Raw genomic sequence first — 24,372 nt, 5'->3', positions numbered from 1 at the left:
TCCCTCAGCGCCGGGGGATCACCGGGATCTCCAGGTAGGAGGGATGATCCGCATCCCAGCTGATTATTGCCCTTCCTGAGCTGCTGGGGACGTAGTGCGTGGGGAAATGGCCGAATAGCGGATTGCGGGGCTCAAGGTACCGGCCCGCGATCATCAGCCGGAGGGACTCTCCCGCCCGGAAGAGCGTCGCAGAAGGACTCAGGGGAATGAGAATCTCGGTGGCCTCGCCGTCGACAAGCGGCTCCGCGGTGCGAAAGGTGTGCTCCGGCTGGTGCGGTGTACTCAACACCGGATCAAGCTCGCGTAGTGCGAGCCGCAATCGGCCCTGGGCGATACGATCACGGCCGTATCCATAGGATCCCTCGAAGGGAACCATCCTGTGGGCAACACGCTTTTCAACCCCGACAAGAATGCGTGGATCCCGCGCCCCGGACGTTGCCACCTGCAGCCGCAGCAGCATTGGCCCGGTCACCTCCGTATCCTCGGGAAAGTGGTGGTCGAAGGCGACAGCGTCGCGGCGAAGGTTGAAGGTGACAGCCCCTTCGCGAGCGGCTTCCGTGGAAAGAACTCCGGTGGCCTGGAGATGCAATCGCCGCCATTCGGTTCGGGCGAGCGGCCATTCCTGTTCATCGCGCACCTCGACGACGTGGTCACCGCGGTCCCGGATCTCCAACCGCATCGGCGGAATCTCCATCGATTCCTGGCCACGCAGGTGCTTGTCCAGGAACGCCAGCTGATGGCGGCGTGCCTCATTGCCGTAGAACGTTGCCCATTTCGGTCCACGGTGCGCAAAGGCGTGACGCTGCCTGGACCCACTGCGTGCAAAGGCGCGCATGGAGCCGATGCTGTGCAGATTCGCATCTGAAAAACTCGTGCACTCAAGGATGGGGACGGTGATCCTCGACAGGTCCGGTGAGAGTCCGGCCCACCAGTCATCGCGCAACGGATGCTTGCGCCGTTCGACAGCAAGATTGGTGGACAACCGTGCCGCACGTGAACTCAGGAACAACCAGACCCGGGCGAATCCATTCTCAACGATTCCGCCTGAGGTGAAGAAATCGCGGTAGGCATCGCTGAAGCCCTCCCACGGGACGATGGCCTTCAGGGCCGGTGGCTGGAGGGCGGCGACCTTGTACTGGGAGATCGCCAGGTAGGAGACGCCGAGCATGGCGATCTTGCCATTCGACCAGGGCTGCGCCGCTGCCCATGCGATCACCTGGGCGATATCATCCGCCTCCTGATCAGAGAAGAGATCCCCGCGTCCCTCGGAATGTCCGCCACCCCGGGTGTCAAGATTGATCACGGCATAGCCCTGCTGAACCCACCAGACGGGATCAGGTGCCTCCCAGCTGGTTTGATCGGAAATGCGCACCGGCTCCGACTGGTTCATGATCCGATACTGCGGGTTCAATGACCAGCGGCCGAACCTCGTCTTCTTCGGCACCGCATCCTTTCCATAGGGATGGGCGGAGAGGATCACGGGAAGCGGACCCTGCGGACCCTCGTGATCCGCCGGGCGGAACAGGTTGAGGCGCAGGGTCACGCCATCACGCATACGCACCGGTATGTCGGCGTCCTTATGTACCTCGGCGGGCATCTCATACACCTCGACCGGGGGCCGCAGAAATGCCGACACCCGCCGAATCGCATATGCTGCCCCACCCGGACGTTTCCAGGGTTTATCAAGTGTTTGGGACTTCACCGCAGCCTCCCGCATGTCATCTACCCACCGCCCAATATATGTAGATGTCACCCTATACGCGCAGCTGCTTTCAGGAATACGGATCAAGGATGCGCGATGTGAGGATCGGGTTCCCGATGTTTTCGGGCTACGTTTCCCTATCCGACCTTCCTTTTAGAGTGGATGGTCGGGGCTTTCACCCCGACGGGTTCAGCGGGCGTTGATCTCGGTTGGACCGTCGATTCCCCGGTGACCGAGGATGCCGGAACATACCTCGGCTCGCCGCAGAATGGGCAAAACCACCTGGGGTTCCACCCGAGCCACCCCGAAAGACACCGGCCACGGAATCTCTCTCCTCATCTGCCGCGACCTGTGTCGTCCTTTCCGAACAGGTTGAGAAACGCATCGACGCCCTGCTCGGCCCGAGCTCGTGGATCCGGAGCCGAGCCCCCGAGAAGTGCGCGGATCTGCGAATCGCGGTTGACGAGCCCGAAGTAGATGGTGGAGGCATCATGGGCATCATCTATGTGGAGCATCCCCTGATCGGAGAGCCTTTCAAGGTAGCGCACCATGGCGGATCCCGCCCTTTCGCGGCCGGCGCGGGTGAGCACCTCCGCGAGCTGTGGTGATGAGTTGGCTGCGCGATTGAGGGCGATGGAATCCGGCCCCGTCGGCAGATCGATGAGCCCCCTGGCGCTGCGGAGCAGGGTCTCGGGGACCTCGGCGGGGCTTGGCGGCGGCCCGGAAACGGCAAGGTCGGGCAGCTTAGCGGCGTCATCGGCGTTGACCTCGATGGCGGCGGCGAAGAGCTCCTCCTTGTTGCCGAACCAGGAGTACAGGGTCTCCTTCGAGGCGCCCGCCAGGGCGGCGATGCGCGTCATCGAGGTCTTTTCATATCCGTGGTCCCTCAGCTCCCCGATCGCGATCCGCAGAATCTCCGTTCTGCGCGCATCTCGGAGGTGTCTGGGCAACCGTCCACCCCTTGCCTTGTTGTCCGTGCCTCCCGATCCTATTGCACCGACCCCGGTGCACCGCGGGAAACCCGTGACAACCGTACTCAGAAGTACGGATAGACAACGGTTCGCTTTTACGGAGTCGCGATGCGACCACTGTTCCTTTCCCCCTCCCTATATGCAACGCTGTCCGCCGTGCTCCTGACCGGACTGATCGCCAGGTTCTTCTACGCCTGGGTCTGTTCCACGATGTGGGGCCCCATGCAGGAGATGAACGCCTCCGTGAGCAATGCGGTGTTCTTCCCCGTCTTCTTCCTCACACCGCTGGTACTGATCATCGCAGCGGTGGCGCACTCCTGCTCACGGCGGCCCGATGCTGACCGCCATGATCAACGTCCCGATGAATGAGGCCCTGCAATCGACCCCGGTGCCCGGCGATCCGGTTGACGCCGGGCAGGTGAGGTCTGGCGGCTTTGTCCCGCTCCTGTGACCTCAGGGGTCGGGCCTGACTCCTCAAGATGAACGGTCCACACCCGGTGCCGCCTCCGCCACCAACCTGGCGATGTGCAGCGACAGGTAGGCCACCTCATCCTCGGTGAGCGCAGTGCCCAGGCGGAGCTCAAGGATGACACCGGTCCTCCGCGCGCAGTCCACCGCCTCAGGATGACTGTGTTCGAGGCTGTCCAGAAGCACCGACATCCCCTCGCGCAACTGCGCCCCCTGCGCCGCACGGACAAAGAAGTAGCGCATATGGGTGATGAACCTGGCGGCGGTCACCGACCCCTGGTCCACCCGGATTCCAAAGGATGAATCGATCACCTCGAAGAGCTGGCTGAACACCCCGGTCATCAGATAGGTGTCGCTGAGATCACCGGTCCGGAAACCCGCATTGACCAGGTGCATGGCAATCGCCGTTGCCTCAGACTCCGGCAGCGGGGAATCCAGCTCCGCGTTCACCGCCTCCAGAATCCGCAGGCTCGCCGCGTACTCATCCGGGTAGAGGTGGGAGACCTCCACCAGCAGGGGGTTGGGTGTGTCACCAGCCATGGCCACCCGGCGCACCGCCATCGACAGGTGGTCGGCCAGCGCGATCACCGTCGCCGAGGCCCAGTCATCGCGCAGGTGGGTGGCCTCGAGCACACGGGTCGTCAGCTCAAGGAAGCGCTGTGGAATAGCCGCGAGCATGGCCGCCATCGCATCGGAGTCACGGTTGTTCTCCGGCACGAAGACCTGGCTGACTGCGGCCTCATCCACACCGTCCCCCGGCTTCGCCCTGAACCCGATGCCGAGCCCGGTGAGCACCACCGCGGTACCGTCATCACGCCGGGAGAGCACAACATTGTTGTTGAGCACCCGCAGCACCTTCACTTCGGGGTGTCCCCTCTCAGCGAGGCTCCGTTGGTGGCGATGACGTCTGCGTACCAGTCGAAGGACGCCTTCTTGTACCGCTCGAGCGTTCCGCCGCCGTCATCACCACGGTCGACATAAATGAATCCGTAACGCTTGGACATCTGTGCGGTCGCCGCACTGACGAGATCGATCGGGCCCCAGGTGGTGTAACCCCAGACCTCCACGCCATCCCTGATGGCCTCCCCCACCTGGTACAGGTGGTCGTTGAGATAGGTGATGCGGTAGTCATCGGCGACCGTCCTGCCGCCGTCGGGGGCGTCGATAAGCACGTCCTTCGCCCCCAGACCGTTCTCCACGATGAACAGCGGTTTGTTCCACCGGTCCCAGAAGGTGTTCATGATGATCCGCAGCCCGAGGGGGTCGATCTGCCATCCCCATTCCGACCGGGGAAGCAGCGGATTGGGCACTCCTCCGATGATGTTTCCCTCACCGGGGTTCTGCTTCTCCGGATCCGCCGTCGCGCAGGCGGACATGTAATAGGAGAAGGAGACGAAATCCACAGTGTGCTCCCGCAGCAGCTGCGCATCGCCGTCGGCGAAGTCGATGGTGATGCCGTTGTCCCGGAAATAGCGCAGAGCCGAGTGCGGGTATTCGCCGCGGGTGTGAATGTCGGCGAAGATGAGATCCCGCTGTGTCTCCCACTGGGCCCGGCGCACGTCCCGCGGGTCCGGGGTCAAGGGGTAGCGCGGCACGGCAAGGATCATGCAGCCGACCCTGTTGTCCGGGTCGATTTCATGGGCGATTCTCGTCGCCAGGGCCGAGGCCACCATTTCATGGTGAATGGCCTGGTAGAGCACCTGGTCACCGATCTCCTCCGGCCGCGCCTCGATACCGCCGGACAGGAAGGGTTCATGGAGGATCGAGTTGATCTCATTGAAGGTCAGCCAGTACCTCACCCTGCCTGCGTAGCGCTGCAGGATGGTGCGGGCGTAGCGCTCGAAGAATCCAACGAGCTTCCGGTTGCGCCACCCGCCGTACTCCCTCGCGAGATGGAGCGGGGTTTCATAGTGGCTCATGGTCACCATCGGCTCGATCCCGTACTTCTCCAGCTCGTCGAGCACGCGATCGTAGAAGGCCAGACCCTCCTCGTTCGGTTCGGTCTCGTCCCCGTTGGGGAAGATCCGCGACCACGCGATGGAGAAGCGGAACACCGTGAAGCCCATCTCCGCGAACAGCGCGATGTCCTCGGCGTAACGGTGATAGAAGTCGATGCCCTCCTGCTTGAGGTTATCGGCGGTGGGCCCCACCGTCGGTGGCGTCTGGATACCATGGGGCATGACGTCCTGGATGGACAGTCCCTTGCCCCCGTCGGTGAAGGCACCCTCGACCTGGTTGGCGGCGATGGCACCGCCCCAGAGGAAACCCTCGGGAAATGCGGTGGATTGTTGTTCAGCCATGGTTGAATCTCCTTCTCTCAGACCGTGACCTTGAGGGCAACGGTACCTGCTTGTGCCTCATCCGGACCCAGAACCGGGGTGACCGCGGTCAGCTTGGCCGAATTGGTCACCACCAGCACGGTGGTGGTGTCGAAACCCTGCTTCTCGACGCCGGCGAGGTCCACCTCAACAAGGGGTGACCCTGCGGCGATGCGGTCACCACGGGTGACCAGGGAAGTGAACCCTTCACCTTTCAGCGACACCGTGTCGATCCCGACGTGGACGAGCACCTCCACACCATCATCGGTTTTGATGCCGTAGGCGTGGCCGGAGCTCTGCACCGCGATGACGGTGCCGGTGACCGGCGAGGTCACCGTGCCGGAGGAGGGTACGACACCGATTCCCTGGCCCATGGCACCGGAGGCGAAGACCTTGTCATTGATCTGCTCGAGTGGAACCACCCGACCAGTCACCGGAAGTAGGATCTGACTCGTCGCCTGGTCCCGCGCCGCGGTATCCTGTGCCGCGGCCCCGGACTCGCTCTCCTTCCTCTCCGCCCTGCGGGCGAGGACAAGGGTGCCGAAGAACCCGATGGCAATCGCAATGCCGGAGCCCAGGAGCTGCACGGTGAAGGAACCCACGGAGGTGAACGCCGGAAGTGCCAGGAGGGAGGGGAACACGAAGGCGGTGGCCGCATTGTGGCTGTTGGCGATGATCGCACCTCCGACCGCACCGCCCGCAAGACCCATGTAGAAGGGGACCTTGAGCGGCAGATTCACACCGTAGATGGCCGGTTCGGTGACACCGGCTACAAACCCGGAGAATGCGGCCGGACCCGCGATCTTCTTCCGGTCCGGATTCCGAGTGACAAAGAACACCGCCAGCGTCGCCGCCGCCTGCGCGAGCACCGCGGCCATGAGCGGAGCCAGAAGGAAGGTGTGACCGCTCGCGGAAATGTCATTGAGGAAGATCGGTACGAAACCCCAGTGCAGGCCGAACATGGTGAACACCTGCCAGAAACCGCCCATCAGTGCGCCCGCCAGCCACGGCACGGTGACAAAGAGGTATCCGATTCCGTCGGAGATCGCCACCGACAGCCACGTGGTCGCCGGACCGATGGTCAGCAGCACCAGCGGGACCATGATGACCACGCAGATCAGGGGTGTGAGGAAGTTGCGGATCGCTCCCGGGAGCACCCGTTCCAACCACCGTTGCAGGTATCCGGTGGCCCACACCGCGATGATCGCGGGGATCACCGAGGAGGAATAGGTCATCGACGGGAAGGGCAGTCCGAGGAGGGTGGAGCCTCCGGTCTCCGCCAGGGTGACAATCGAAGGGTGAAGCAGGGCCGCCACCACCGACAGCGCGACGAACTGGTTGACCTTGAACTTCCTGGCCGCGGTCAGGGCGAGGAACAGCGGGAGGAAGTAGAACAGGCCGTCGAATGCGGCGTTGAAGACAATATAGTTGCCGCCCTCCGGATCGATCCAGCCGAACTGGGAGAACATGCTGAGGAACGCCTTGCCGATGGCGATGCCGGCGAGACACCAGATGACCGGGGAGAACAGCGCTGAGATGAGATCGATGAAACGGTTGAAGAGGTTCTTGTCCGTCTCGGTACCGGAATCCTCCTCCCCGCCACCGTCGTTGTCCCTGATGCCCTTGGATCTCATTCCGGGCACGGCCACCACGGCCTCATAGGCCAGCGGCACCTCGTTGCCGATGACCACCTGGTGCTGGCCACCTGCGGCGAGTGCGGTGAGCACCCCGGGAATGGACTCGGCCCGCTTCAGATCCGCCTTGTCCGGGTTCTTGACCTTGAATCTCAGGCGGGTTGCGCAATGGGTGAAGGTGGAAATGTTGTCCGGGCCTCCCAGGGCCTCGACGACATCGGCTGCCAACGGCTGAAAATCGGTCCTTGTGACCATGACCGCTCCAGCTCCTTTCGTGTTGTGCCGTGGTTCCGGGAGCGGTGGTCACCCCGAAAAACGACAAAGACCTGGATGACAACGCAGCAGCTGCGTTGTCATCCAGGTCTTGCCCCGACATCGAGGGTAACAATCCTGCTCCCCGGAGGAACGGCGTCCTGTGTTTCGGGGATGAACATCTTTCATTCTAGCCACGCCACACTGCCAGTCAAGAGTGAGCTGCCTCTCACCGCCTCCCGATCATCTCACGTCCCCTACCCTCCCGACCCCGGGATGGCATCGCCGAGCGCCCTGCACACCGGTGGTCCGCCGTGCCGTAGCATTGCCCTGGTAGAGAATTGAGCTGTTAAGGAGTTTCCATGGCACTGCCAACCCCCGGTCCCGAGGCGCGGGCGCTAGTCACCGGCGCCAGCCAGGGCATAGGCCGGGCTATCGCCGCCGACCTCGCCCGCTACGGGCACAACCTCATCATCGTCGCGCGCCGCGAGGATGTGTTGAAGGAACTGGCGGAGGATCTTCAGAGCAGGCACGGGGTCACCGTGGAGGTGCGCGCGGTGGATCTGGCCGACAGGGATCAGCGGGCCGCCCTGATCGCGGAGATCTCGCAGCGGGAGATCAACATTGTCATCAACTCCGCGGGCATAGCCAGCTTCGGGGCGTTCAAGGATCAGGATTGGAACTACGAGGTCACCCAGTTTGATCTCAACGCGACCGCCGTGTTCGAGTTGACCCACGCAGTGCTCGGCGGAATGATCGACCGCGGCGTCGGTGCGATCTGCAATGTCGGCTCCGCAGCCGGGAATGTCCCTATCCCGAACAATGCGACCTATGTGTTCACCAAGGCCGGTGTCAACGCCTTCACCGAGGCCCTGCACTATGAGCTGCGCGGGACGGGAGTGGCCTGCACGCTCCTGGCACCGGGGCCGGTGCGGGAATCCGAGATCCCGGAGGCGGAGAAATCCGTGGTGGACAGGGTCGTACCGGATTTTCTGTGGACCACCTATGAATCCTGTTCCGCGGAGACGCTGCGCGCGCTGGCGAGGAACCGGCGCAGGGTGGTGCCCGGACCGCTGGCCAAGGCGATGAACGCCGTTTCCGCAATCGCACCGACCGCTGTTCTATCCCCGCTGATGGGGCAGATCTACAAGAAGATGGGTTAGAAGATGACTGAAGGTAGCTCCCCCGCCGTTGCCCACCGCGATGACCGGCTGGTATGGGTCGATCTGGAGATGACCGGCCTGGACCTGGACCGGCACGTCATTGTGGAGGTCGCGGCCCTGATCACCGACGCGAAACTCAACATCATCGGCGAGGGCGTGGATCTTGTGGTCCACGCCACCGAGGATGAACTGGCACAGATGGATGATTTCGTCACCAACATGCACGATTCCTCCGGGCTGACCGCGGAGATCCGCCGCTCGGGTGTCAGTCTCAGAGAGGCGGAGGATGCGGTGCTCGCTCTGATCGAGCAGCACTGCGACCCCGCGCATCCGGCACCGCTGGCCGGCAACTCCATTGCCACGGACCGCTCCTTCATCCGCGAGCAGATGCCCCGCCTGGATGCCGCGCTGCACTACCGCATGGTCGATGTCTCCTCTGTCAAGGAGCTCGCCAGGCGCTGGTATCCACGTGTGTACTACAAACAGCCGGAGAAGGGTCTCGCGCACCGCGCACTGGCCGATATCGTGGAATCAATCCGTGAGCTGGAGTATTACCGCCGTTCCTTCTTCATCGCCGAGCCGGGTCCCACATCCGAGGAGTGCACCGAGGCGGCGGAGCAGGCGACCGAGCGCTTCGCCGGCTACTTTGAGTAGAAGCCGCTGAGCATCTCGCTCAACGCATTGAGCATGTGCACGCGCCACCAGGCCCAGTCATGGCCGCCGTAGACGCGCTGCACACGTACATCCCTGATATCGCCGGAGAGGTCCTCGGCGAGCTGATGGGACAGCTGGAGCATCTCGCCCTCGTACTTGCCCGCCTGCAGCTGGATGGACACCCAGTCCTCGGCGGCGGAGAGCGCGTCGGCGACGTTGAAGCGCCACAGTGACGGCGATTGCGCGATCGCGTGCCCCACCTCACCACGGGAGAGCGCGAGTGCCCATAGGCAGGCCAACCCACCGAGGCTGGCGCCGGAGGCGATGGTGCGGTCGCCGCGGTCGCTGACGCTGAAGTGGCTGCGGACGTGCGGGAGGATGGCGTCGATAAGCGTGTCCACCTGGCCACCGGGGACACCGACGGTGTCCCACCGTGCCTCGGTGTCCACGGAATCGATCATGAGCACATGCACCGGTGGCAGCTGGCCGGCCCTGATCGCGGCGTCGATCTGGCGCGGCAGTTCCAGTCCGCCGTTCCAGTACTGGCCGTCGAAAAGGATGAGCAGCGGGGTCTCCACCCCGACGGGCGGGGCGTAGACCCAGAAGTGCACGCCACCGACGGTCTCCTCCACCACCGGGACGCTTGTCGACGCCGCCGCCCAGCGGTCCAGCGGCGCATCCGGTCCCTCAACGAGGGAGGAGTTCAGCACACGCCCGAGGTTGCGGTCATCGGGGCGGCCGAGGGCCAGGGCGGCACGGGCGTCGATGCCGGCACGCCAGGGCGCCTGACCTTCGCCGTCCCAGGTACTGATCGTGTACGAGGCACGCCAGGACGCGGGCATCCGAACCGAAAGCGTCCACAGGTCCGATCCCTCCAGCCGGTGCATCTCGGATCCGCCGGCATCGGAGCTGTCGAAGAGTCCGTTGATCCACAACAGGACTCCCGCGGAACCGGGGCTCTCCACGACCCAGGTGTAGAGGCGCATGTCGGGGTCGCCGCTGGGATCCTCTTCGATGATCGGGTTCGGGGTGGCCAACGCCTTGACCGCCATATCCCCGCACCGTCGCGCGGAATGCTCACCGCCCTTGCGCACCGATTCCGCCCAGGCGTCCTCCAGGGGTCCGGTCACCCTGGCGTTCGAATGCAGGAGCCGCATGGGTGCACCGGGCGACAGCTCATCATGGATGGAGCCGAAACGATCCACCCACTGCCGTGCCTGCCCGATCGGTGGCATCTCGTCTCCCCTTGTGCCCTTGACGCTGAGAAAAATGTGCAATACCGGCCGCCAGACTCCACAGGGAGTGTGACCGCCGGTTTAAAAACAGGTTGCCAGTGTAGTTCACGCTCCTAGCCCAGGCAATGTGCAGGCTTAGCGCGCAGTGGTCTCATCCGCGTTTCCCTTGCTCCATTCGGACCAGGGAATGTTCCAGTCGCCCAGACCGTCATAGCCGCTGAGGGTTCCGCCGACGGTGTTCTTAACGGTGACGATGTCACCACGCTTGACCGTGTCCTGGAACCATGCGGCGTCCTCGGTGGAGACGTTGACACAACCATGGGAGGTGTTCGAGCTTCCCTGCGCCCACACGGACCAGGGGGCGGCATGGACGTAGATACCCGAGTAGGACATCTGGGTGGCGTACTTCACCGGGGTCCGGTAACCGCCGTTTTCATAGCCGAGGCCGAATGTGGTCGAATCCATGATCATCTCGGGATTGCGGTCGCCGATGATGTAGGTGCCGTTGGGGGTGGCCCAGTCCGCGGTGTCGCGCCCGAGGGACACGGGAACGGTGCGCAGCACCTCGCCGTTGCGGTAGACGCTCATGGTCTTTGTGGAATCGTCGACCACAGCCTCGACGCGGTCACCGATGGTGAAATTGGTGGCGTTGTCGGAATCTCCCCACACCCCGCCGCCGAAGTCCTTGCCGTAGATGTCAGCCTCGACCGACACCGTGGTCCCGGGGGTCCAGTACTCCTCCGGACGCCAGCGCAGCTCGTTGTTGTTCAACCAGTAGAAGGCGCCATCGACGTGCGGGGAGGTGGTGATCGTGATGGCATCCTGGACGGCCTGGCGATCCTTGATCTGCGAGGCGAAGCGGAAACCGATCGTCTGGCCCACGCCGACGGTAGAGTCGGCCAGCGGTGACAGGGCAACCGTGGTGGTGGCGCTGGGCCTGGCGGTATCAAAGACCACCGTCGTGCTTTCACCGTTGTTATCGGTCGCCTCCACGGTGTAGGTCCGGTTGTAGCCGAGCGTTTCATCGGTGGTCCAGGTCAGTTTGTCCGAGCTGAGCTCGGACTCGACCTCGTAGCCGTCCTCATTTGTCATGGTGACGTCACTGAGCCCCTCCCCGAGGGATTTCACCACCACCGGTTCCGCCGGATTGACGTCCTCGGCGCCGTCACTGACGGACACCGCCGGAGCGGCATGTCTGACATCGGCCACCTGTTCACCGGTGGATGCGGAGGAACCCGAATCACGGGCACCCTCACGATCAATGGTGCAGCCGCTGAGCGCAACGGCCCCCGCTGTCAGAACCGCCAACAAGGACAAGGCGACCGCGCGCCTGTTTTGAACCCAATGCAACTGTCTCGCCCTTCCCGGCACAACACTCCTCCCCCGCCGGCAGGCAGGGGATCAAGACTTTTCATAACGCTACTCGCCAGGCCGAGTAAGAAACCAGCCTGCCGCGCCGGGGAATCGCAGTCTTCACCAAATCGTTAGGATCCGCTTTTCCCAAGCGTGGAAGTCATTTTTCGCTCAAATGATTCACTGAAGCTTATCGACGCCCCCAGATACCCTGTTACCGGTTTCGAAGCCTCTACAGGTTTCGTTGGCAAATCGTTATCAAAGGCGCCTACCCATCCCTCCCGACCCCACGAAAGACGCCTCTCAGCTGCGGATTTTACAAGCCCCGACCACTCCTGTTATATTTTTCTTCGTTGCCAACGAGGCCAGCGCCTCAACAACAACATGCGCCATTAGCTCAATTGGTAGAGCATCTGACTCTTAATCAGAGGGTTCGGGGTTCGATTCCCTGATGGCGCACAATAAAACCCCCGATGACCAGGCAATACAGGTCATCGGGGGTTCTTTTCATGTTGGTATAGGGGTTGCTTCACTCCTCACTTACTCCGCAGTTCCCGAGAACAGCCTATCGAGCACCGCCGTGTAATCCCCCGCCGTCGACGCCCGCTCAATGTAGTGCCGTCCCGTGATCGCCGGGGACTCGTGCCCCAACTGCCGCGCCGCTTCCTTCACACCCACAGCCCGCTCAAGCCTGGTGGCCACAGTCGGCCGGAAACTCCGCAACGTCGCCCCTTCCACCTGATGATCGAGCGCGTCCCGGAACTTCGTCCGCATGTGAACCGGCCCGGGTTCTGTGCCGCTTCTATGCGGGGAGCGACTCCTCGGTGAGGGCCGCGTAGTAGGTCGCCTCGAACTCGTCGGGGCTGACCATTCCAAGGCTACCGTGAAGCCTTCGGTTGTTGTACCAGTCGACCCATCCGGCGGTCGCGAACTCGACGTCTGCGATTGTCTTGTAGGGGCCGTCGTGGAAGATCGTCGTACGCACGCATTCGGCCTTGTAGAGCCCGTTGATCGTCTCCATAAGCGCGTTGTCGTACGCATCGCCGACGGTCCCGATCGAGGCGGCGATACCCTCGAGCGCGAGATGCTCGGTGAGCATCACGGAGGTGTATTGGGCCCCCGCATCCGAGTGGTGCCGCAGTTGTCCGGGGCCGACTCGGTGGCCTTGCCGGTCACGTTCCCAGAGCGCCATGCGCAGCGGGATCATGACGAGGTCGACATGCTTGGTGGTCTGGACGTGCCAAGACACGATGCGTTGCGAGAACACGTCGAGGATGAACGCGACATACACCCATCCCGCCCAAGTGCGGACATAGGTGAAATCGGTGACCCACGTGTGATCGGGCCGCGGGGCGGTGAAGTCCCGGTTCAGCAGATCCCCGGCCCGGATCCCGTCCTTCACACGGATCGTCGTACGGATCGCTTTCGCCCGCGTGACGCCCGAAAGCCCCAATGCCCGCATGGCACGGTCGACTGCCCCGCGGGAGGCCTCCGGGAGCGCGGTGCGGCGGATCAGGGCGGTCATTTTCTTCCGCCCGTACAACCCCTCCGGAGTCATCCGACGACGTTGCTCACCGGCCTGATCCTCGACGGTCGTCCAGGCGGCGTCACGGACCGCGTCCACGACCATCGCGTCGGCTACTGTACGGGCCGAAATCCGGGGGCGTTTCCAGGACCGGTAGGTGCGTGCCGCGATCTTCATGCCCTGCTCACGCAGGACGCGAACGATCGACTCGACGGCGAAGCCCTCCGAACGCATCTGGTCGATGAAGCCCATCATCAACGGTTGCGGGGGTCGAGCTCCCCCGCGAAGAAAGTCGTCGCCGCGCGCAGGATCGCTACGTCCTCACGGAGCCGACGGTTCTCGGCTTTGAGCCGCTTGATCTCAGCGTGCTCTTCGCTGGTTTGACCTTCTCTGGTGCCGGCATCGATCTCAGCTTGGATCACCCACCGGCGCAGCGACTCCACGCCGACGCCCTCCTGACGCGCAACGGCTGCGATCGCCTTCGCGTTCGATGGGTACTCCGATCGGTGCTCGCGCACCAGCCTGACCGCTCGTTCACGGACCTGCGCATCAATCTTCTTTGGCATGAAGCCATCCTCTCAACTCGAAAAGATGCGGCATCAAACCTGGGCCGGTTCACTGAGATGGCCGGGATTCTCTGCTGAATCGAGAGTGTCTAATGGTTTGTGTGTGAGGGACTTCCTTCACATCAAGGAGATAAACCATAATGACCACTGTGGCTAAACGAGACCCAGCAGATTCCGCACGGATCAAAGCAATTGAGGAAAAGCTCCTGGCTAATCCGGAAATGGCCAAGCTGATCGACGAGCTTGGTACCTCAACTACCGATGCCAACGACCTTGTCCGGGGTCTGCTTCAGGCCTCGATCAATCGGGGTTTGAACGCGGAAATGGACGCCCACCTCGGCTACCAGCATGGCGACCGAAACAGCAAGACAGCTGCTGGGCAGAACAACTCCCGCAACGGTTCCTACCCCAAGCGAGTTGATTCGAACTATGGGCCTGTGGACGTGTCAGTCCCTCGGGACCGTAACGGCTCGTTCCTACCGGCGATGGTGCCCAAAGGCTCCCGTCGGCTCACCGACGTTGACGACATGATCATCAGCTTGTACGCCGGGGGCATGACTGTACGAGACATCCAACACCACATGATCACCTCGATGGGCGTGGATATCTCCCATGAAACTATTTCCGCAGTTACTGATGCTGTTTTAGATGAGGTGATGATCTGGCAAAACCGCCAGCTCGATGACTTTTACCCGGTGATCTTCCTCGACGCGTTACGTATCAAAGTCCGTGACGGGGGTCGGGTAGTCAACAAGTCTGCTTACCTAGCCATCGGAGTAGACATGGACGGGATCAAGCACATTCTGGGTATCTGGTTGGCGAAAGAGGAAGGTGGTTCGCCCCGGGTTTAATGGAGGGTAGGAAATTGGAAAAGGAAACCCTTACATGCCCACCAAATACACTGTCGAGCTCAAGCAGCGCGCTGTAGAACTCGTGCTCCACGCTCAAGCTGATCCCGTCACCGCCCGGGGCGCGGTCACCCGCATCGCCGACGAACTCGGCGTGAGCAAGGAAACCCTGCGCGTCTGGGTCCGCACCCACAAGCAATCCGGAACCGACACACCGGCCGAATCGATGGACCTGGAAACAGAAAACCGCAGGCTGCGGGCCGAGCTCGCCGAAGCCAAACGCGCCAACGAGATCCTCAAGAAAGCCTCGGCTTTTTTCGCGGCGGAGCTCGACCGCCCACACAAGTAATCGTCACCTTCATCGACGACAACCGTGCTCAGTTCGGGGTCGAGCCCATCATCCGCGTCCTGGCCACCACCAGCGCGAAGATAGCCCTGAGCACGTATTACGCCCACAAATCACGGCCTGAATCAGCCCGGTCCATCCGGGACAAGCAGATCACCCGGGCACTGCGCCGGATCTTCGAAGACAACTACTCATGTTACGGCGCCCGGAAGCTGTGGGCGGAGATCAACCGCGAGGCCACCTTCGGTCACGTCGCCCGCTGCACCGTCGAGCGTCTCATGGCGACCGACGGGCTGAAGGGGATCCGGCGGCGGAAGAAAAGACCGTCAACTCGCAGCGCCGACGCCGGCGAGTGTCCTGTCGACCTGGTGGAGCGCAACTTCGCCGTGACCGCGCCGAATATGCTGTGGGTCGCCGATATCACCTATATCCCCACCCGGGCCGGGTGGGTGTATGCGGCGTTTGTGTTGGACGCCTACACCCGTGAGATCATCGGTTGGCAAGTGACGAACCACATGCGGGTCTCGTTGGCCCGCGATGCCTTGGATATGGCCCTGTCGGCTCGTCTTCGCGCTGGTGAGGACGTCTCTGGGCTGATCCACCACAGCGACCGTGGAGTGCAATACCGCTCTATTACCTACGGCGAGTCATTGGCGGAGTCGAAGGTCGTGGCCTCGGTCGGATCCCGCGGCGACTCCTATGACAACGCGATGGCCGAGGCGTTGAATTCGATGTTCAAGGCCGAGCTGATCGACCGCAGGACGTGGCCGGCGCTGACCGATGTGATCGTGGCGACCTCGAAGTGGATCGGGTGGTACAACAACCGCCGGTTGCACTCCGCACTGGCTCATCGCCCGCCGAAGGAAGTTCACCAGGAATGGCAGAAGTATCAGGCCTACGCGGCCTGATCGACAAGTAAATCACCCTCTACAAAACCCGGGGCTTGACAGGACGCTCGGAGATGACGACATCGTCTGTGACATGGCCTTGTGGCTTGTTCCGTGAACGCCGTCGTGGTTTCCGCAGCGCTCGACCAGTGCGTAGACACGTGACGAGCTCGCGCTTGAGTGCGCCGCGCCCCTGGATGAACAGTGACTGGTAAATCGCTTCGTGGCTGATCCGCATGGCACCATCATCAGGGAAATCAACTTTCAGCCGGTGCGAGATTTGTTCCGGGCTCCAACCCGTGACCCATTGACGGTCCTCTCGGTGTGGCTTGTTTCGTCCCTTCCAACGCGGTGCATCGGGCCCCTGAGCTACCGTCCCGTCCGGCAGACTGACGCTGCCCTCAAGGCGTTGTTGCACATAGTCACGCAGCGCGGTGTTGGTCACCAGTTTCGCTTGTTTGGGCCGCTTGGCCGCAGACTCGGCCTTCCACTGCGCAACGGAAGCCCGGTACTCCACTTCCCCGGCACGGGTCGCGGCGTTTCGCCGCAGTTCCCGGGAGACTGTCCCGGGATCGCGTCCGAGTCGTCGGGCGATCTCACGGACGCCGACATTTTGAACGTGTAACAGCGCGATCTCTTCACGCTCAGCAAAGCAGAGATAACGGCCAGCAGCTGGAGCAAGATCTAGTGGAGGCATACCTCCAGCATGGCGAAACCACCGCGTACCCACCGGTGCTGACACACCAACAGCAACCGCGGCATCCTCGCTCGTAAGCCCATCAGCGATCTGTACCCAGAATGCCCGCTCGACCTCACGTCGCGGGGGCGGGCGCCCCGGAGAGCGCATCGGTTGTCGCACCGCTCGATCCGCATCCGCCTGACGACGTAGCATCACACACCTCCATGTCATCGAGGTGTTGCGACGACCAGTTGAATCCGCCCACGCTCCCGTGGTCCGAGTGGAAAACTGCCCCGGCCAGGCTTCCACGCTGGCCTTTCGCCATGAGCAAGGCATCTCGAACCAAGCTGGTGCGCATGTGGTCCGCAATCGCGAAGCCCACCAGCCGGCGGGAATAGCAGTCAATCACGGTGGCCAGGTACATATTCGACCCATCTGCAATCGGCAAATATGTGATGTCCCCGACGTAAGTTCGGTTCGGCTTTTCAGCGGTGAACTTCCGGCCGACAAGGTCAGGGAACACCGCCTTGGTCTTGTCGGCCATGGTGGTGGTGACCTTGCGTTTCTTCGAATAGCCGAACAGCTTCAGCGAACGCATTACCCGGGCGACCCGCTTGTGATTCACAGGGGAATGATCTGCCTGGTCCTTGAGTTCAGCCGTGATGCGTTTAGCCCCGTAACAACCGCGTTCTGCGGCGAATGCAGTCTTGACCCTGGCACCGAGGATTGCGTCGGATATGAGTCGTTTTCTGCGAGCTGAGCTGCTGTTTTTCCATTTGTAGTAGGAAGACCTGTTGAGTTTCAACACGTCACATAACCGCTTAACCGAGTGGTTTTCCTTAGCGTCATCAACGAACCTTAAAGCGGATCAAAGTCTCGTCTCTTGCCGGGAAAATATTTAGCCGCCTTGCGCAGGATGTCGCGTTCTTCCCTGAGCCGGCTGACTTCCCGTTCCAGTTGGCGGATCCGCTCGGCTTCAGTCACCGAGGTCGACGAGGGTGACTCCGTGGTGGTGATGTTGGTGCGGGCTCCGGTGCCGTATTTCTTGAGCCAGTTCTGGAGAGTATTGCGGTTGACCCCGAGGTCGTTGGCGATGGTCTGGATCGACGCGCCTGTGGAGTTCTCGTAGAGCGCGACGGCGTCGCGCTTGAGCTCCTCCGAATAGGTCTTGCTTGGCATGGTGGCAGAGTACCTTTCCCAGCATCATGCTGGTGTCTGGGTGTCCACCAAACAGGGGTCAGGTCCGATCATGGCGAACTGGCCCAGATCGGGTGCGGTGTAAGTGGAGCCGCCATCGCCGAGCAGAACAACGAGCACGGGCGGACCGTACAGGGCACCGGTGAGCAGGATGGCGTAGACGATTGTGGAGCGCAGTGTGAACAGCCGAAGAGTCTCGGCCTTGAGTGCGCAAGCATGACGGCTCTTTTCTTTTAGACGTCGGCGCGGAAGACGGCGGCAGAGTCGGTGAGCTGGAGGAAGTTCTCCTCGAGGGACGGGGTTGACTGTGTCAGGGAGAAGATGAGGATCCCCTCGTTCCAGCACGCCCTGGATACGGTGATGGTGCCGGGGATGGCGACGTTGACGGCGATCACGAGGCGCTCCTGGCTGATGCGGACCTCAGCACCCCGGTTTTCCAGGGCGGTGCGCAGGTGTGGATCGTCATCGGTGTGCGCAAGGATGGTCTTCGTACCCTGCGCGAGGAACTCCGCCATGGAGTGATCGCCGATCAGCTCACCGCGCCCGATGACCACCAGACGATCGGCGATGATCTGTATCTCCGAGAGCAGATGCGAGGACACCAGTACGGCCCTGCCCTCCGCTACGGCGCTGCGCATCGCTCCGCACATCCAGTGCACACGCCCCGGATCTAGGCTGTTGACCGGTTCATCGAGGATGAGGTTCTTCGAATTTCCGAGCAGCGCCGAGGCCGGGCCGAGGCGCTGTTTCATGCCGAGGGAGAATCCACCGACCCTGCGGTGCGCGGCCGGGGTGAGTCCCACGGTGTCGAGGACCTTGTCCAACCCGGTTCAGCGGGAGACCCGCCGATGCCGCGGTGACCTGCAGGTGGCCCCTGGCGGTCCTGCCCGGGTGGTACCAGCCGGCATCGAGGACCGCCCCGACGACGGTGGCGGGGTGCGGTGAGGCGTGAAGCGGGCGGGCGTCGAAAAGCGTGGTGCCCGCATCGGCACCGTCCAGGCCGAGCATGCAACGCATCGTGGTGGACTTGCCCGCACCGTTGGGGCCGAGGAAGCCGGTGATGCTACCGTTTGGCGCGGTGAAGCTCAGCTTGGACACCGCGGTCGTGCGCCCGTAGCGCTTGGACCACCCTTGGTCCTACCGCCACCACTGCCACCGCTGCCCGCGGCGGGAGTTTCGCCACCCAACCGGGATTCTCATATGCTTATCGGATATGGATGCACTGAGCGGCTACGCCAACATGAAATCCCACACCACCCCGATCCCCACCCCGGCGATCGTCCGCGGCTCCGCCTCCATACTCGTGGGTGCGGCGGTGGCGGTGCTGACAACCGGTCTCGAACCCGGAGTCAGATTCGGTGTGGTGGCGGCCTGTCTGGCACTGGCTATCCTGATCACCTTCGCCCATCCCTATCGCGGGCACATCAAGGCATTCCGGGACCAGCACAACCTCAGCGCCATGCCCACCCCCGGCGGGGTGCTGCCACTGTTCATCACCTGGCTGGCACTCATGCTCGCACCCCTGCTCGGCTGCGCACCGCTGTGGTTGTCCGTTCTGGTGTGGCTGCTCGTGTCCGGGTGGATGTTCCTGACCTTCCCGCACATCGACGGCAGCCGCGCGCTGGCCTTCGTTGATCAGCCCCGCAGGAACACCTAGGTACGAGCACGCACCCGCGGTGGGCGTCGGCACGCACCCGCGCTGCACGAACCCCCTGCACGTTCCCCGGGTAACGCAACTCCCCCTTAACGCTCCCCCGTGCGCCACCCCGTCCGTCCTAATGGTTTCGCGGGACCTCGAGCACATGGAAAGGTCGGTCGCCGGCGGGCGGGGGTGGCACCATCGAACCGGTGGTCACCTCAACATCGGTGGAGGTGAGCACGCGCCCGTCGCTGTTGACCACGGCCAGCGGCGTGGGCGTTGCCACCATCAGCGGCAGCAGTCGGGCCTCGATCTCGGAGACGAGGATATCGGCCACCGCCACGCCGATCGGCGGCTGATCGCCGGCCGGTCTGCTGACGGTGACGGTGTAGCGGTCATTGCACAGCGCATCGACGTAGGGGCCGTGGATCGTCGTGGCCGGGACGCCGATGGCCAGCCGGTACCATTCCAGGTCGGTGTAGGTGATGGCGGTGGTCGTGTCGATCACCGTGCGCAACGCCCCGCCGCCGAGTGTGGAGAACCACTCGACGTGCCCGTTTCCCTTCCCCGTCCCGGCCCTGACGAGGTCGGGGCGGAAGGCCAGGCCGACTCCGGCGATGGTTGCCGGAATCCGTGGCAGCAGGGGCGCGATGTGGGCGGTGAGGGCGGCGGGACCGGTCGCGGCGGTTCCGGTGCACGCATCGGCGATCATCTCCACCAGCGCGACCGCGGGATCTAGGATCAGGCGCAGTTCCGCCTCCACCGCACCGATCACCTCCGCGGTCTCCATCACTGCACCATGGGCCATCATTGCCCCGCGAGTCCACCGCGGAGGGCCGCCACGTGCGCCCGCAAAATATCGGTGACGTTGGCCGCGATATGGGCCTCGACGCTCTGCCTGGCGCGCGGTGGTTCAGCATCACCGAGCGCTCCCAGCAGATCCTCCAGATCCGCCCGCACCCTGCCCGCTGCGTGCTCATCGGCGTGCACCATCAGTGTCAGCGGCGCCCACTCGATCTGCAGGGTCAGCTGCGCCCTGGTCAGCCGGGGTGACTGCGCCACGGTGGCCAGGTCAACGAGGATGCCGCTGTCGGCGCGCACCCTGGCGCTGGCCGCGGTGGCCGCCGTGTAGGCGTCCACCAGCCCCCGCAGGCGTTCCAGATCGCGTGGGCTCGCCTTCTGCGCCGCCAGCCACGCCGAGCGCCCCGCGATCGCCGCCTGGTGCTCGGCGAGGTCGCGGAGCTCGGTGGGACTGACCCTGACCTCGGCCTGGAGCAGCGGTGGGTCAGGGGACACGAAGCTCCCGCCACCCCGACCCCGGCGCGTGGTGATCAGTCCGCGGGCGCGCAGTCCCGCCAGGGCCTCGCGCACCGTGACCACGGACACCTCCAGCTGCTGGGCGAGGGTCTCCTCGCTCGGCAGCTGCTCGCGTTCGGCGATCAACCCCAGCCGGATGGAATCCGCCAGCCGGCGCTCAACCTCACTGCGTCGGGAATCCGTGCGCAGCGGACCGAGGAAGGCGGAGGTGAGGGTGGGGGCCGAGGCGGACATGCACTCAACGATAGGCCATGCACACCCGGGTGACACATCGGGCCCCTCGTCGGTGAATGTGACTGTTGACACTAAACCTGTCGAGGTATAGCTTTGAGTTAAACCTATGGAGTTAAAGGTTTAATCAGCACCCTCAGCACCCTCAGCACCCTCAGCACCCTCAGCACCCTCAGCACCCACAACACCCACCGAGCTCCACCAGCAGAAAGGCACGACACCATGCCCGAGAACTCTCCACTGCAGAACTTCATCAACAACACCTACGTCGACTCGACCGCCACCACCTTCTTCGACATCATCAACCCCGTCGATGAATCCGTGGTCGGGCGTTCCCCCGCCTCCACCGCCGAGGACATCGACGCCGCCTACGCCGCGGCCCGCTCCGCCGCCACCGTCTGGGGCCGCACCACCCCCTCCGCGCGCCAGCAGGCGCTGCTCCACATCGCGGACGCGGTCGAGGCGAACAGGGACCGCCTCATCGACGCCCAAGTGATCACCACCGGCCAGCCCAGGCACCTGGTCTCCACCGAGGAGGTGGACACCACGGCGGACCAGCTGCGTTTCTTCGCCGGCTCGGCCAGGGTCCTGGAGGGACGCTCCTCCGGCGAGTACCTCGAGGGCTACAACTCACAGATCCGCCGCGAGCCCCTCGGTGTGGTCGGGCAGGTCACGCCGTGGAACTATCCGCTGATGATCGCGGCCTGGAAGATCGGTCCCGCCCTGGCCGCGGGCAACACCGTCGTGCTCAAGCCGAGTGACACCACACCGCTGAGCACCCTCCTCCTCGCCGAGATCGCCGCGGAGTTCCTCCCCGCAGGCACCTTCAACGTGGTGCTCGGCGATGCCGGGACAGGCGAACTCGTGGCCTCGCACCGCACGCCCTCCCTGGTCTCGATCACCGGTTCCGTCCGCGCCGGTATCGAGGTCGCGGTCGCAGCCGCCCGCAACCTCACCCGTGCGCACCTCGAGCTCGGGGGCAAGGCCCCCGTGATCGTGTTCGAGGATGCCGATCTCGACGTCGCGGCCGAGACCATCGCCACCACCGGGCTGTTCAACGCCGGCCAGGACTGCACGGCCGCCACCAGGGTGCTGGTGGCCGAGGGCATCCACGACGTGTTCGTGGACAAGCTCCTGGCCGAGGTGGCCAAGGTCAAGGTCGGTGACCCCGACGATGAGGATGTCCTCTACGGTCCCCTGAACAACCCGCGGCAGCTCGAGCGCGTCGCCGGCTTCATCGAGCGGCTGCCAGGCCACGCCACCATCGCCACCGGCGGCAGCCGCATCGACCGGCCCGGCTACTTCTTCGAACCCACCGTGATCACCGGCCTGCAGCAGGACGACGAAGCCATCCAGCAGGAGATCTTCGGTCCGGTGATCACCGTGCAGAGCTTCCGCGATGACGATGACGCCCTAGACAAGGCCAACGACGTGGACTTCTCCCTGTCCTCCAGTGTGTGGACCAGCAACCACAAGAGGGTACTGCGCTTCACCCGCGACCTCGACTTCGGTGCGGTGTGGGTGAACACCCACATCCCGCTCACCGCCGAGATGCCGCACGGGGGCTTCGACGGCTCCGGCTACGGAAAAGACCTGTCGATGTACTCCCTCGAGGAGTACACCCGCGTCAAGCACATCATGAGCGCCACCGACTAGCAGGAAGAACCACACCATGAACAACAGGGAACTCGTGCTCAGCGCGCACACCACGCTCTTCGATGCGCGCGACACCTCCGTCCTCGACACCGCCTTCCACCCCGATTTCATCGAGCACTCGCCGCTGGTCGCCGGCGGCGCCGCCGGTCTGGCCACCCTCGTCGACGAGGCGGGCGAGGCATTGAGCTACACCAACGTCCGCGTGCTTGCCGACGCCGACCTGGTGGCACTCCACGGCCGCTACACCGGCCTCGACGACACCGACCTCATCGGCTTCGATCTCTACCGCGTCGCCGACGGACTGCTCATCGAGCACTGGGACGGACTGGTTCCGGTCGCCGCACCGAACGCCTCCGGGCGCACCCAGCTCGACGGCCCCACCGACACCTCCACCGGCGACCCGGAGGCCAACCGCGCGCTGGTCACCGAGTTCTTCACCGCGGCGCTGATCAACGGTGACTACGAGGCCTTCCGCACCTACACCGACGGCGTCCACCTCACCCAGCACTCCCCCGATATCGCCGACGGCGTGGATAACGTGATCACCTTCCTGGAGGAGCTGCGCGACTCCGGCCAGGGCCTGGTCTACGACCGCATCCACCGCACCGTGGCCGACGGACCCTTCGTGCTCACCCAGTCCGAGGGATCCATCGCGGGTCAGCGCCACTCCTACCATGAGCTGTGGCGGGTGGACAACGGCCGGATCGTGGAACTCTGGGATGCGATCACCCCGATCCCCTCCGATGCGGAGGCGGTGCACACCTACGGACTATTTTGAGCTCCGACCCCGGCGCTTCTTCTCCCGCTCCATCTCATCCAGCTTCTCCTTGTTGCGTTTGCCCAGGGCGGTCAGCTGGAGGTTGGCCCAGTTGTAGAAGCTGTGGCCGAAGATGAACACCGCCCAGATGAAGAACCAGATCGGCAGCGCCAACCACAGGGAGAAACCGGACTGCCACATCACCAGCACCGTGAAGATGATGCTGAACAGCAGGGTACGGGTGGGCTGGAAGGTGAATTTCGGGTCCATGGGCGGCTAATCCAGATCCCGTGAGTGCGCCCAGCGGGTCAGGGCGTGGCGGTTGGACTGCTGGGTCTTGCGCAGAATGTTCGAGGCGTGCGTTTCCACGGTCTTGACCGAGATGAACAGCTCCCTGCCGATCTCCTTGTAGGTGTAGCCGCGCGCCAGCAGGCGCAGCACCTCCAGTTCACGGCGGGTGAGGGCATCGACCACCGGATCATCGACCACCGCCCCCTTCTCCACTGCGGCATCCTTCTCCGGGGCGTCGACGATGCCGGCGCCGGCGGCGGAGTCGGGGGCGGCGAAGGCATCGAGCACGAATCCCGCCAGCCGCGGGGAGAAGAAGGCGTCACCGGAGTTGACCTGCTCGATCGCCTCCACGAGCTCGGCGCCGGAGATGGACTTGGTCACATAACCCCTGGCCCCGGCACGGATCACGGCGATGACATCCTCGGCGGCGTCGGAGACGCTGAGTGCGAGGAAGGTGGTGTCCACCTTCGCCTCACTGACGCCGCGGATCACCGCGAGACCGCCACCGTCGGGCATGTGGACGTCGAGAAGCACGACGTCGGGATGTGTCCCGGTGATGCCACTGACCGCCTCGGCCACGGTGCCAGCCTCACCGACGATGCTGACGGCGTCGGCGAGCTCCGCTCTGACGCCGGAGCGGAACACCGAGTGATCATCAACCAGGAACACATCAACCATGTGTC

The 24,372-nt window shown here is 63.7% G+C and carries 23 protein-coding genes, 1 tRNA gene, 3 pseudogenes and 1 other annotated feature; of the genes and pseudogenes, 10 read left to right on the top strand and 17 right to left on the bottom strand.

Features of this window, described 5'->3' with window-relative positions; all coding sequences use genetic code 11:
* Positions 1-4 precede the first annotated feature (4 nt).
* Together B7E02_RS04970 and B7E02_RS04965 are read right to left on the bottom strand one after the other, a co-directional pair.
* Complete coding sequence (locus B7E02_RS04970) at positions 5-1,717, bottom strand: CocE/NonD family hydrolase (RefSeq protein ID WP_080793611.1); 1,713 nt, start codon at positions 1,715-1,717, stop codon at positions 5-7.
* Between the two features lie 320 nt (positions 1,718-2,037).
* Positions 2,038-2,652 (bottom strand): TetR/AcrR family transcriptional regulator, encoded by a 615-nt coding sequence (locus B7E02_RS04965; RefSeq protein WP_179129657.1) that lies wholly within the window; start codon positions 2,650-2,652, stop codon positions 2,038-2,040.
* 129 nt (positions 2,653-2,781) lie between these two features.
* Here B7E02_RS04965 and B7E02_RS04960 point away from each other — a divergent pair, with 129 nt between their 5' ends.
* Entirely contained in the window at positions 2,782-3,042 is a 261-nt protein-coding gene (locus tag B7E02_RS04960) for an anthrone oxygenase family protein (RefSeq protein ID WP_080793606.1), read from the top strand.
* Positions 3,043-3,147: 105 nt separating this feature from the next.
* Here B7E02_RS04960 and B7E02_RS04955 read toward each other — a convergent pair whose 3' ends face one another.
* Genes B7E02_RS04955 through B7E02_RS04945 form a run of 3 tightly spaced genes read right to left on the bottom strand, consistent with a single transcriptional unit; the run spans position 3,148 to position 7,348 of the window.
* The gene (locus tag B7E02_RS04955) at positions 3,148-3,987 is read right to left on the bottom strand and encodes a PRD domain-containing protein (protein ID WP_245802165.1); all 840 of its coding nucleotides are present in this window, start codon (positions 3,985-3,987) and stop codon (positions 3,148-3,150) included.
* Positions 3,988-3,998: 11 nt separating this feature from the next.
* Entirely contained in the window at positions 3,999-5,441 is a 1,443-nt protein-coding gene (locus B7E02_RS04950; RefSeq protein WP_080793602.1) for a 6-phospho-beta-glucosidase, read from the bottom strand.
* A gap of 17 nt (positions 5,442-5,458) precedes the next feature.
* Positions 5,459-7,348: a beta-glucoside-specific PTS transporter subunit IIABC gene (locus B7E02_RS04945; RefSeq protein ID WP_080793600.1), complete on the bottom strand. Its 1,890-nt coding sequence runs from the start codon at positions 7,346-7,348 to the stop codon at positions 5,459-5,461.
* A gap of 359 nt (positions 7,349-7,707) precedes the next feature.
* On the opposite strand from B7E02_RS04945, the gene cmrA reads away from it, so the two are divergent.
* Entirely contained in the window at positions 7,708-8,508 is an 801-nt protein-coding gene (cmrA, locus tag B7E02_RS04940) for a mycolate reductase (protein WP_080793598.1), read from the top strand.
* Between the two features lie 3 nt (positions 8,509-8,511).
* Complete coding sequence (gene orn / locus B7E02_RS04935; protein WP_080793596.1) at positions 8,512-9,162, top strand: oligoribonuclease; 651 nt, start codon at positions 8,512-8,514, stop codon at positions 9,160-9,162.
* Here orn and B7E02_RS04930 read toward each other — a convergent pair.
* Positions 9,150-10,439: an alpha/beta hydrolase gene (locus B7E02_RS04930; protein ID WP_245802164.1), complete on the bottom strand. Its 1,290-nt coding sequence runs from the start codon at positions 10,437-10,439 to the stop codon at positions 9,150-9,152. The two genes, orn and B7E02_RS04930, sit on opposite strands and share 13 nt — an antisense overlap.
* Before the next feature lie 93 nt (positions 10,440-10,532).
* Positions 10,533-11,747, bottom strand: a complete 1,215-nt coding sequence (locus tag B7E02_RS04925; RefSeq protein ID WP_143336646.1) for a L,D-transpeptidase — start codon at positions 11,745-11,747, stop codon at positions 10,533-10,535.
* Between the two features lie 389 nt (positions 11,748-12,136).
* Between B7E02_RS04925 and B7E02_RS04920 the strand changes: the two genes are divergently transcribed.
* Positions 12,137-12,209 (top strand) — tRNA-Lys (locus tag B7E02_RS04920).
* 81 nt (positions 12,210-12,290) lie between these two features.
* On the opposite strand, the gene B7E02_RS14345 is transcribed toward B7E02_RS04920, so the two are convergent.
* Positions 12,291-12,452 (bottom strand): hypothetical protein, encoded by a 162-nt coding sequence (locus tag B7E02_RS14345; protein ID WP_179129656.1) that lies wholly within the window; start codon positions 12,450-12,452, stop codon positions 12,291-12,293.
* A gap of 100 nt (positions 12,453-12,552) precedes the next feature.
* Positions 12,553-13,841 (bottom strand): IS3 family transposase gene (locus B7E02_RS04910; RefSeq protein WP_143336607.1). Its coding sequence is split into 2 segments (ribosomal slippage): positions 12,553-13,568 and positions 13,568-13,841, totalling 1,290 coding nucleotides; the frame shifts between segments, so codons are not numbered across the junction.
* A 140-nt stretch (positions 13,842-13,981) separates the two neighbouring features.
* Here B7E02_RS04910 and B7E02_RS04905 point away from each other — a divergent pair.
* The 3 genes and pseudogenes from B7E02_RS04905 to B7E02_RS14340 form a co-directional block, all read left to right on the top strand.
* A pseudogene (locus tag B7E02_RS04905) lies at positions 13,982-14,680 on the top strand (IS256 family transposase); the annotation flags it as partial.
* A 46-nt stretch (positions 14,681-14,726) separates the two neighbouring features.
* Positions 14,727-15,038, top strand: coding sequence for a transposase (locus tag B7E02_RS04900; RefSeq protein ID WP_080792459.1), 312 nt, complete (start codon positions 14,727-14,729; stop codon positions 15,036-15,038).
* Positions 14,999-15,127 (top strand) — a sequence feature (AL1L pseudoknot). Its footprint overlaps the gene before it by 40 nt.
* Positions 15,038-15,943 (top strand): IS3 family transposase, encoded by a 906-nt coding sequence (locus B7E02_RS14340; RefSeq protein WP_342743706.1) that lies wholly within the window; start codon positions 15,038-15,040, stop codon positions 15,941-15,943. Its footprint overlaps the feature before it by 90 nt. The genes B7E02_RS04900 and B7E02_RS14340 overlap by 1 nt, the downstream gene beginning before the upstream one ends.
* 2 nt (positions 15,944-15,945) lie before the next feature.
* Here B7E02_RS14340 and B7E02_RS04890 read toward each other — a convergent pair.
* The 4 genes and pseudogenes from B7E02_RS04890 to B7E02_RS14740 all read right to left on the bottom strand — a co-directional run.
* Positions 15,946-16,814 (bottom strand): annotated as a pseudogene (locus B7E02_RS04890) (transposase); the annotation flags it as partial.
* A gap of 45 nt (positions 16,815-16,859) precedes the next feature.
* Positions 16,860-17,780: pseudogene (locus B7E02_RS14025) on the bottom strand (IS3 family transposase); the annotation flags it as partial.
* Positions 17,781-18,031: 251 nt separating this feature from the next.
* Positions 18,032-18,601, bottom strand: a complete 570-nt coding sequence (locus B7E02_RS04875; protein WP_179129618.1) for an ATP-binding cassette domain-containing protein — start codon at positions 18,599-18,601, stop codon at positions 18,032-18,034.
* The gene (locus B7E02_RS14740; RefSeq protein WP_179129655.1) at positions 18,486-18,896 is read right to left on the bottom strand and encodes an ATP-binding cassette domain-containing protein; all 411 of its coding nucleotides are present in this window, start codon (positions 18,894-18,896) and stop codon (positions 18,486-18,488) included. Before B7E02_RS14740 ends, B7E02_RS04875 begins: the two co-directional genes overlap by 116 nt.
* A 115-nt stretch (positions 18,897-19,011) precedes the next feature.
* Between B7E02_RS14740 and B7E02_RS04870 the strand changes: the two genes are divergently transcribed.
* On the top strand, positions 19,012-19,455 hold the full coding sequence (locus tag B7E02_RS04870; RefSeq protein WP_080793585.1) for a hypothetical protein: 444 nt from the start codon (positions 19,012-19,014) through the stop codon (positions 19,453-19,455).
* Positions 19,456-19,573: 118 nt separating this feature from the next.
* Here the strand turns inward: B7E02_RS04870 and B7E02_RS04865 are convergent, their stop codons facing one another.
* Both B7E02_RS04865 and B7E02_RS04860 read right to left on the bottom strand, forming a co-directional pair.
* Positions 19,574-20,248 carry a PDC sensor domain-containing protein gene (locus B7E02_RS04865; RefSeq protein WP_143336645.1) on the bottom strand — a complete coding sequence of 225 codons (675 nt, stop codon included), beginning with the start codon at positions 20,246-20,248 and terminating at the stop codon, positions 19,574-19,576.
* Positions 20,245-20,988, bottom strand: a complete 744-nt coding sequence (locus B7E02_RS04860) for a FadR/GntR family transcriptional regulator (RefSeq protein WP_080793581.1) — start codon at positions 20,986-20,988, stop codon at positions 20,245-20,247. The genes B7E02_RS04865 and B7E02_RS04860 overlap by 4 nt, the downstream gene beginning before the upstream one ends.
* A 219-nt stretch (positions 20,989-21,207) precedes the next feature.
* On the opposite strand from B7E02_RS04860, the gene B7E02_RS04855 reads away from it, so the two are divergent.
* A complete protein-coding gene (locus B7E02_RS04855; protein ID WP_080793578.1) occupies positions 21,208-22,641 on the top strand; it encodes a gamma-aminobutyraldehyde dehydrogenase in 1,434 nt (477 codons plus the stop codon).
* A 16-nt stretch (positions 22,642-22,657) separates the two neighbouring features.
* Positions 22,658-23,419 carry a nuclear transport factor 2 family protein gene (locus tag B7E02_RS04850; RefSeq protein WP_080793575.1) on the top strand — a complete coding sequence of 254 codons (762 nt, stop codon included), beginning with the start codon at positions 22,658-22,660 and terminating at the stop codon, positions 23,417-23,419.
* On the opposite strand, the gene B7E02_RS04845 is transcribed toward B7E02_RS04850, so the two are convergent.
* A complete protein-coding gene (locus B7E02_RS04845; protein WP_245802163.1) occupies positions 23,411-23,668 on the bottom strand; it encodes a hypothetical protein in 258 nt (85 codons plus the stop codon). The two genes, B7E02_RS04850 and B7E02_RS04845, sit on opposite strands and share 9 nt — an antisense overlap.
* 6 nt (positions 23,669-23,674) lie before the next feature.
* Positions 23,675-24,367 (bottom strand): response regulator, encoded by a 693-nt coding sequence (locus B7E02_RS04840; RefSeq protein ID WP_080793573.1) that lies wholly within the window; start codon positions 24,365-24,367, stop codon positions 23,675-23,677.
* Positions 24,368-24,372 lie beyond the last annotated feature (5 nt).

This window comes from Corynebacterium pacaense, from assembly GCF_900169525.1.
Taxonomy (GTDB): Bacteria; Actinomycetota; Actinomycetes; order Mycobacteriales; family Mycobacteriaceae; genus Corynebacterium; species Corynebacterium pacaense.
The sequence above is the reverse complement of the archived record's forward strand: the minus strand, read 5'-3'. Positions and strand labels throughout refer to the sequence as shown.

What these genes read in the sequence shown, in the direction of transcription:
- B7E02_RS04870 (WP_080793585.1), top strand. Translation starts at nt 19,012, where the DNA reads ATGGATGCACTGAGCGGCTACGCCAACATGAAATCCCACACCACCCCG.
- B7E02_RS04960 (WP_080793606.1), top strand. Translation starts at nt 2,782, where the DNA reads ATGCGACCACTGTTCCTTTCCCCCTCCCTATATGCAACGCTGTCCGCC.
- B7E02_RS04945 (WP_080793600.1), bottom strand. Translation starts at nt 7,348, where the DNA reads ATGGTCACAAGGACCGATTTTCAGCCGTTGGCAGCCGATGTCGTCGAG.
- B7E02_RS04855 (WP_080793578.1), top strand. Translation starts at nt 21,208, where the DNA reads ATGCCCGAGAACTCTCCACTGCAGAACTTCATCAACAACACCTACGTC.
- cmrA (WP_080793598.1), top strand. Translation starts at nt 7,708, where the DNA reads ATGGCACTGCCAACCCCCGGTCCCGAGGCGCGGGCGCTAGTCACCGGC.
- B7E02_RS04950 (WP_080793602.1), bottom strand. Translation starts at nt 5,441, where the DNA reads ATGGCTGAACAACAATCCACCGCATTTCCCGAGGGTTTCCTCTGGGGC.
- orn (WP_080793596.1), top strand. Translation starts at nt 8,512, where the DNA reads ATGACTGAAGGTAGCTCCCCCGCCGTTGCCCACCGCGATGACCGGCTG.
- B7E02_RS04840 (WP_080793573.1), bottom strand. Translation starts at nt 24,367, where the DNA reads ATGGTTGATGTGTTCCTGGTTGATGATCACTCGGTGTTCCGCTCCGGC.
- B7E02_RS04900 (WP_080792459.1), top strand. Translation starts at nt 14,727, where the DNA reads ATGCCCACCAAATACACTGTCGAGCTCAAGCAGCGCGCTGTAGAACTC.
- B7E02_RS04845 (WP_245802163.1), bottom strand. Translation starts at nt 23,668, where the DNA reads ATGGACCCGAAATTCACCTTCCAGCCCACCCGTACCCTGCTGTTCAGC.
- B7E02_RS04970 (WP_080793611.1), bottom strand. Translation starts at nt 1,717, where the DNA reads ATGCGGGAGGCTGCGGTGAAGTCCCAAACACTTGATAAACCCTGGAAA.
- B7E02_RS04865 (WP_143336645.1), bottom strand. Translation starts at nt 20,248, where the DNA reads ATGATGGCCCATGGTGCAGTGATGGAGACCGCGGAGGTGATCGGTGCG.
- B7E02_RS04860 (WP_080793581.1), bottom strand. Translation starts at nt 20,988, where the DNA reads ATGTCCGCCTCGGCCCCCACCCTCACCTCCGCCTTCCTCGGTCCGCTG.
- B7E02_RS04850 (WP_080793575.1), top strand. Translation starts at nt 22,658, where the DNA reads ATGAACAACAGGGAACTCGTGCTCAGCGCGCACACCACGCTCTTCGAT.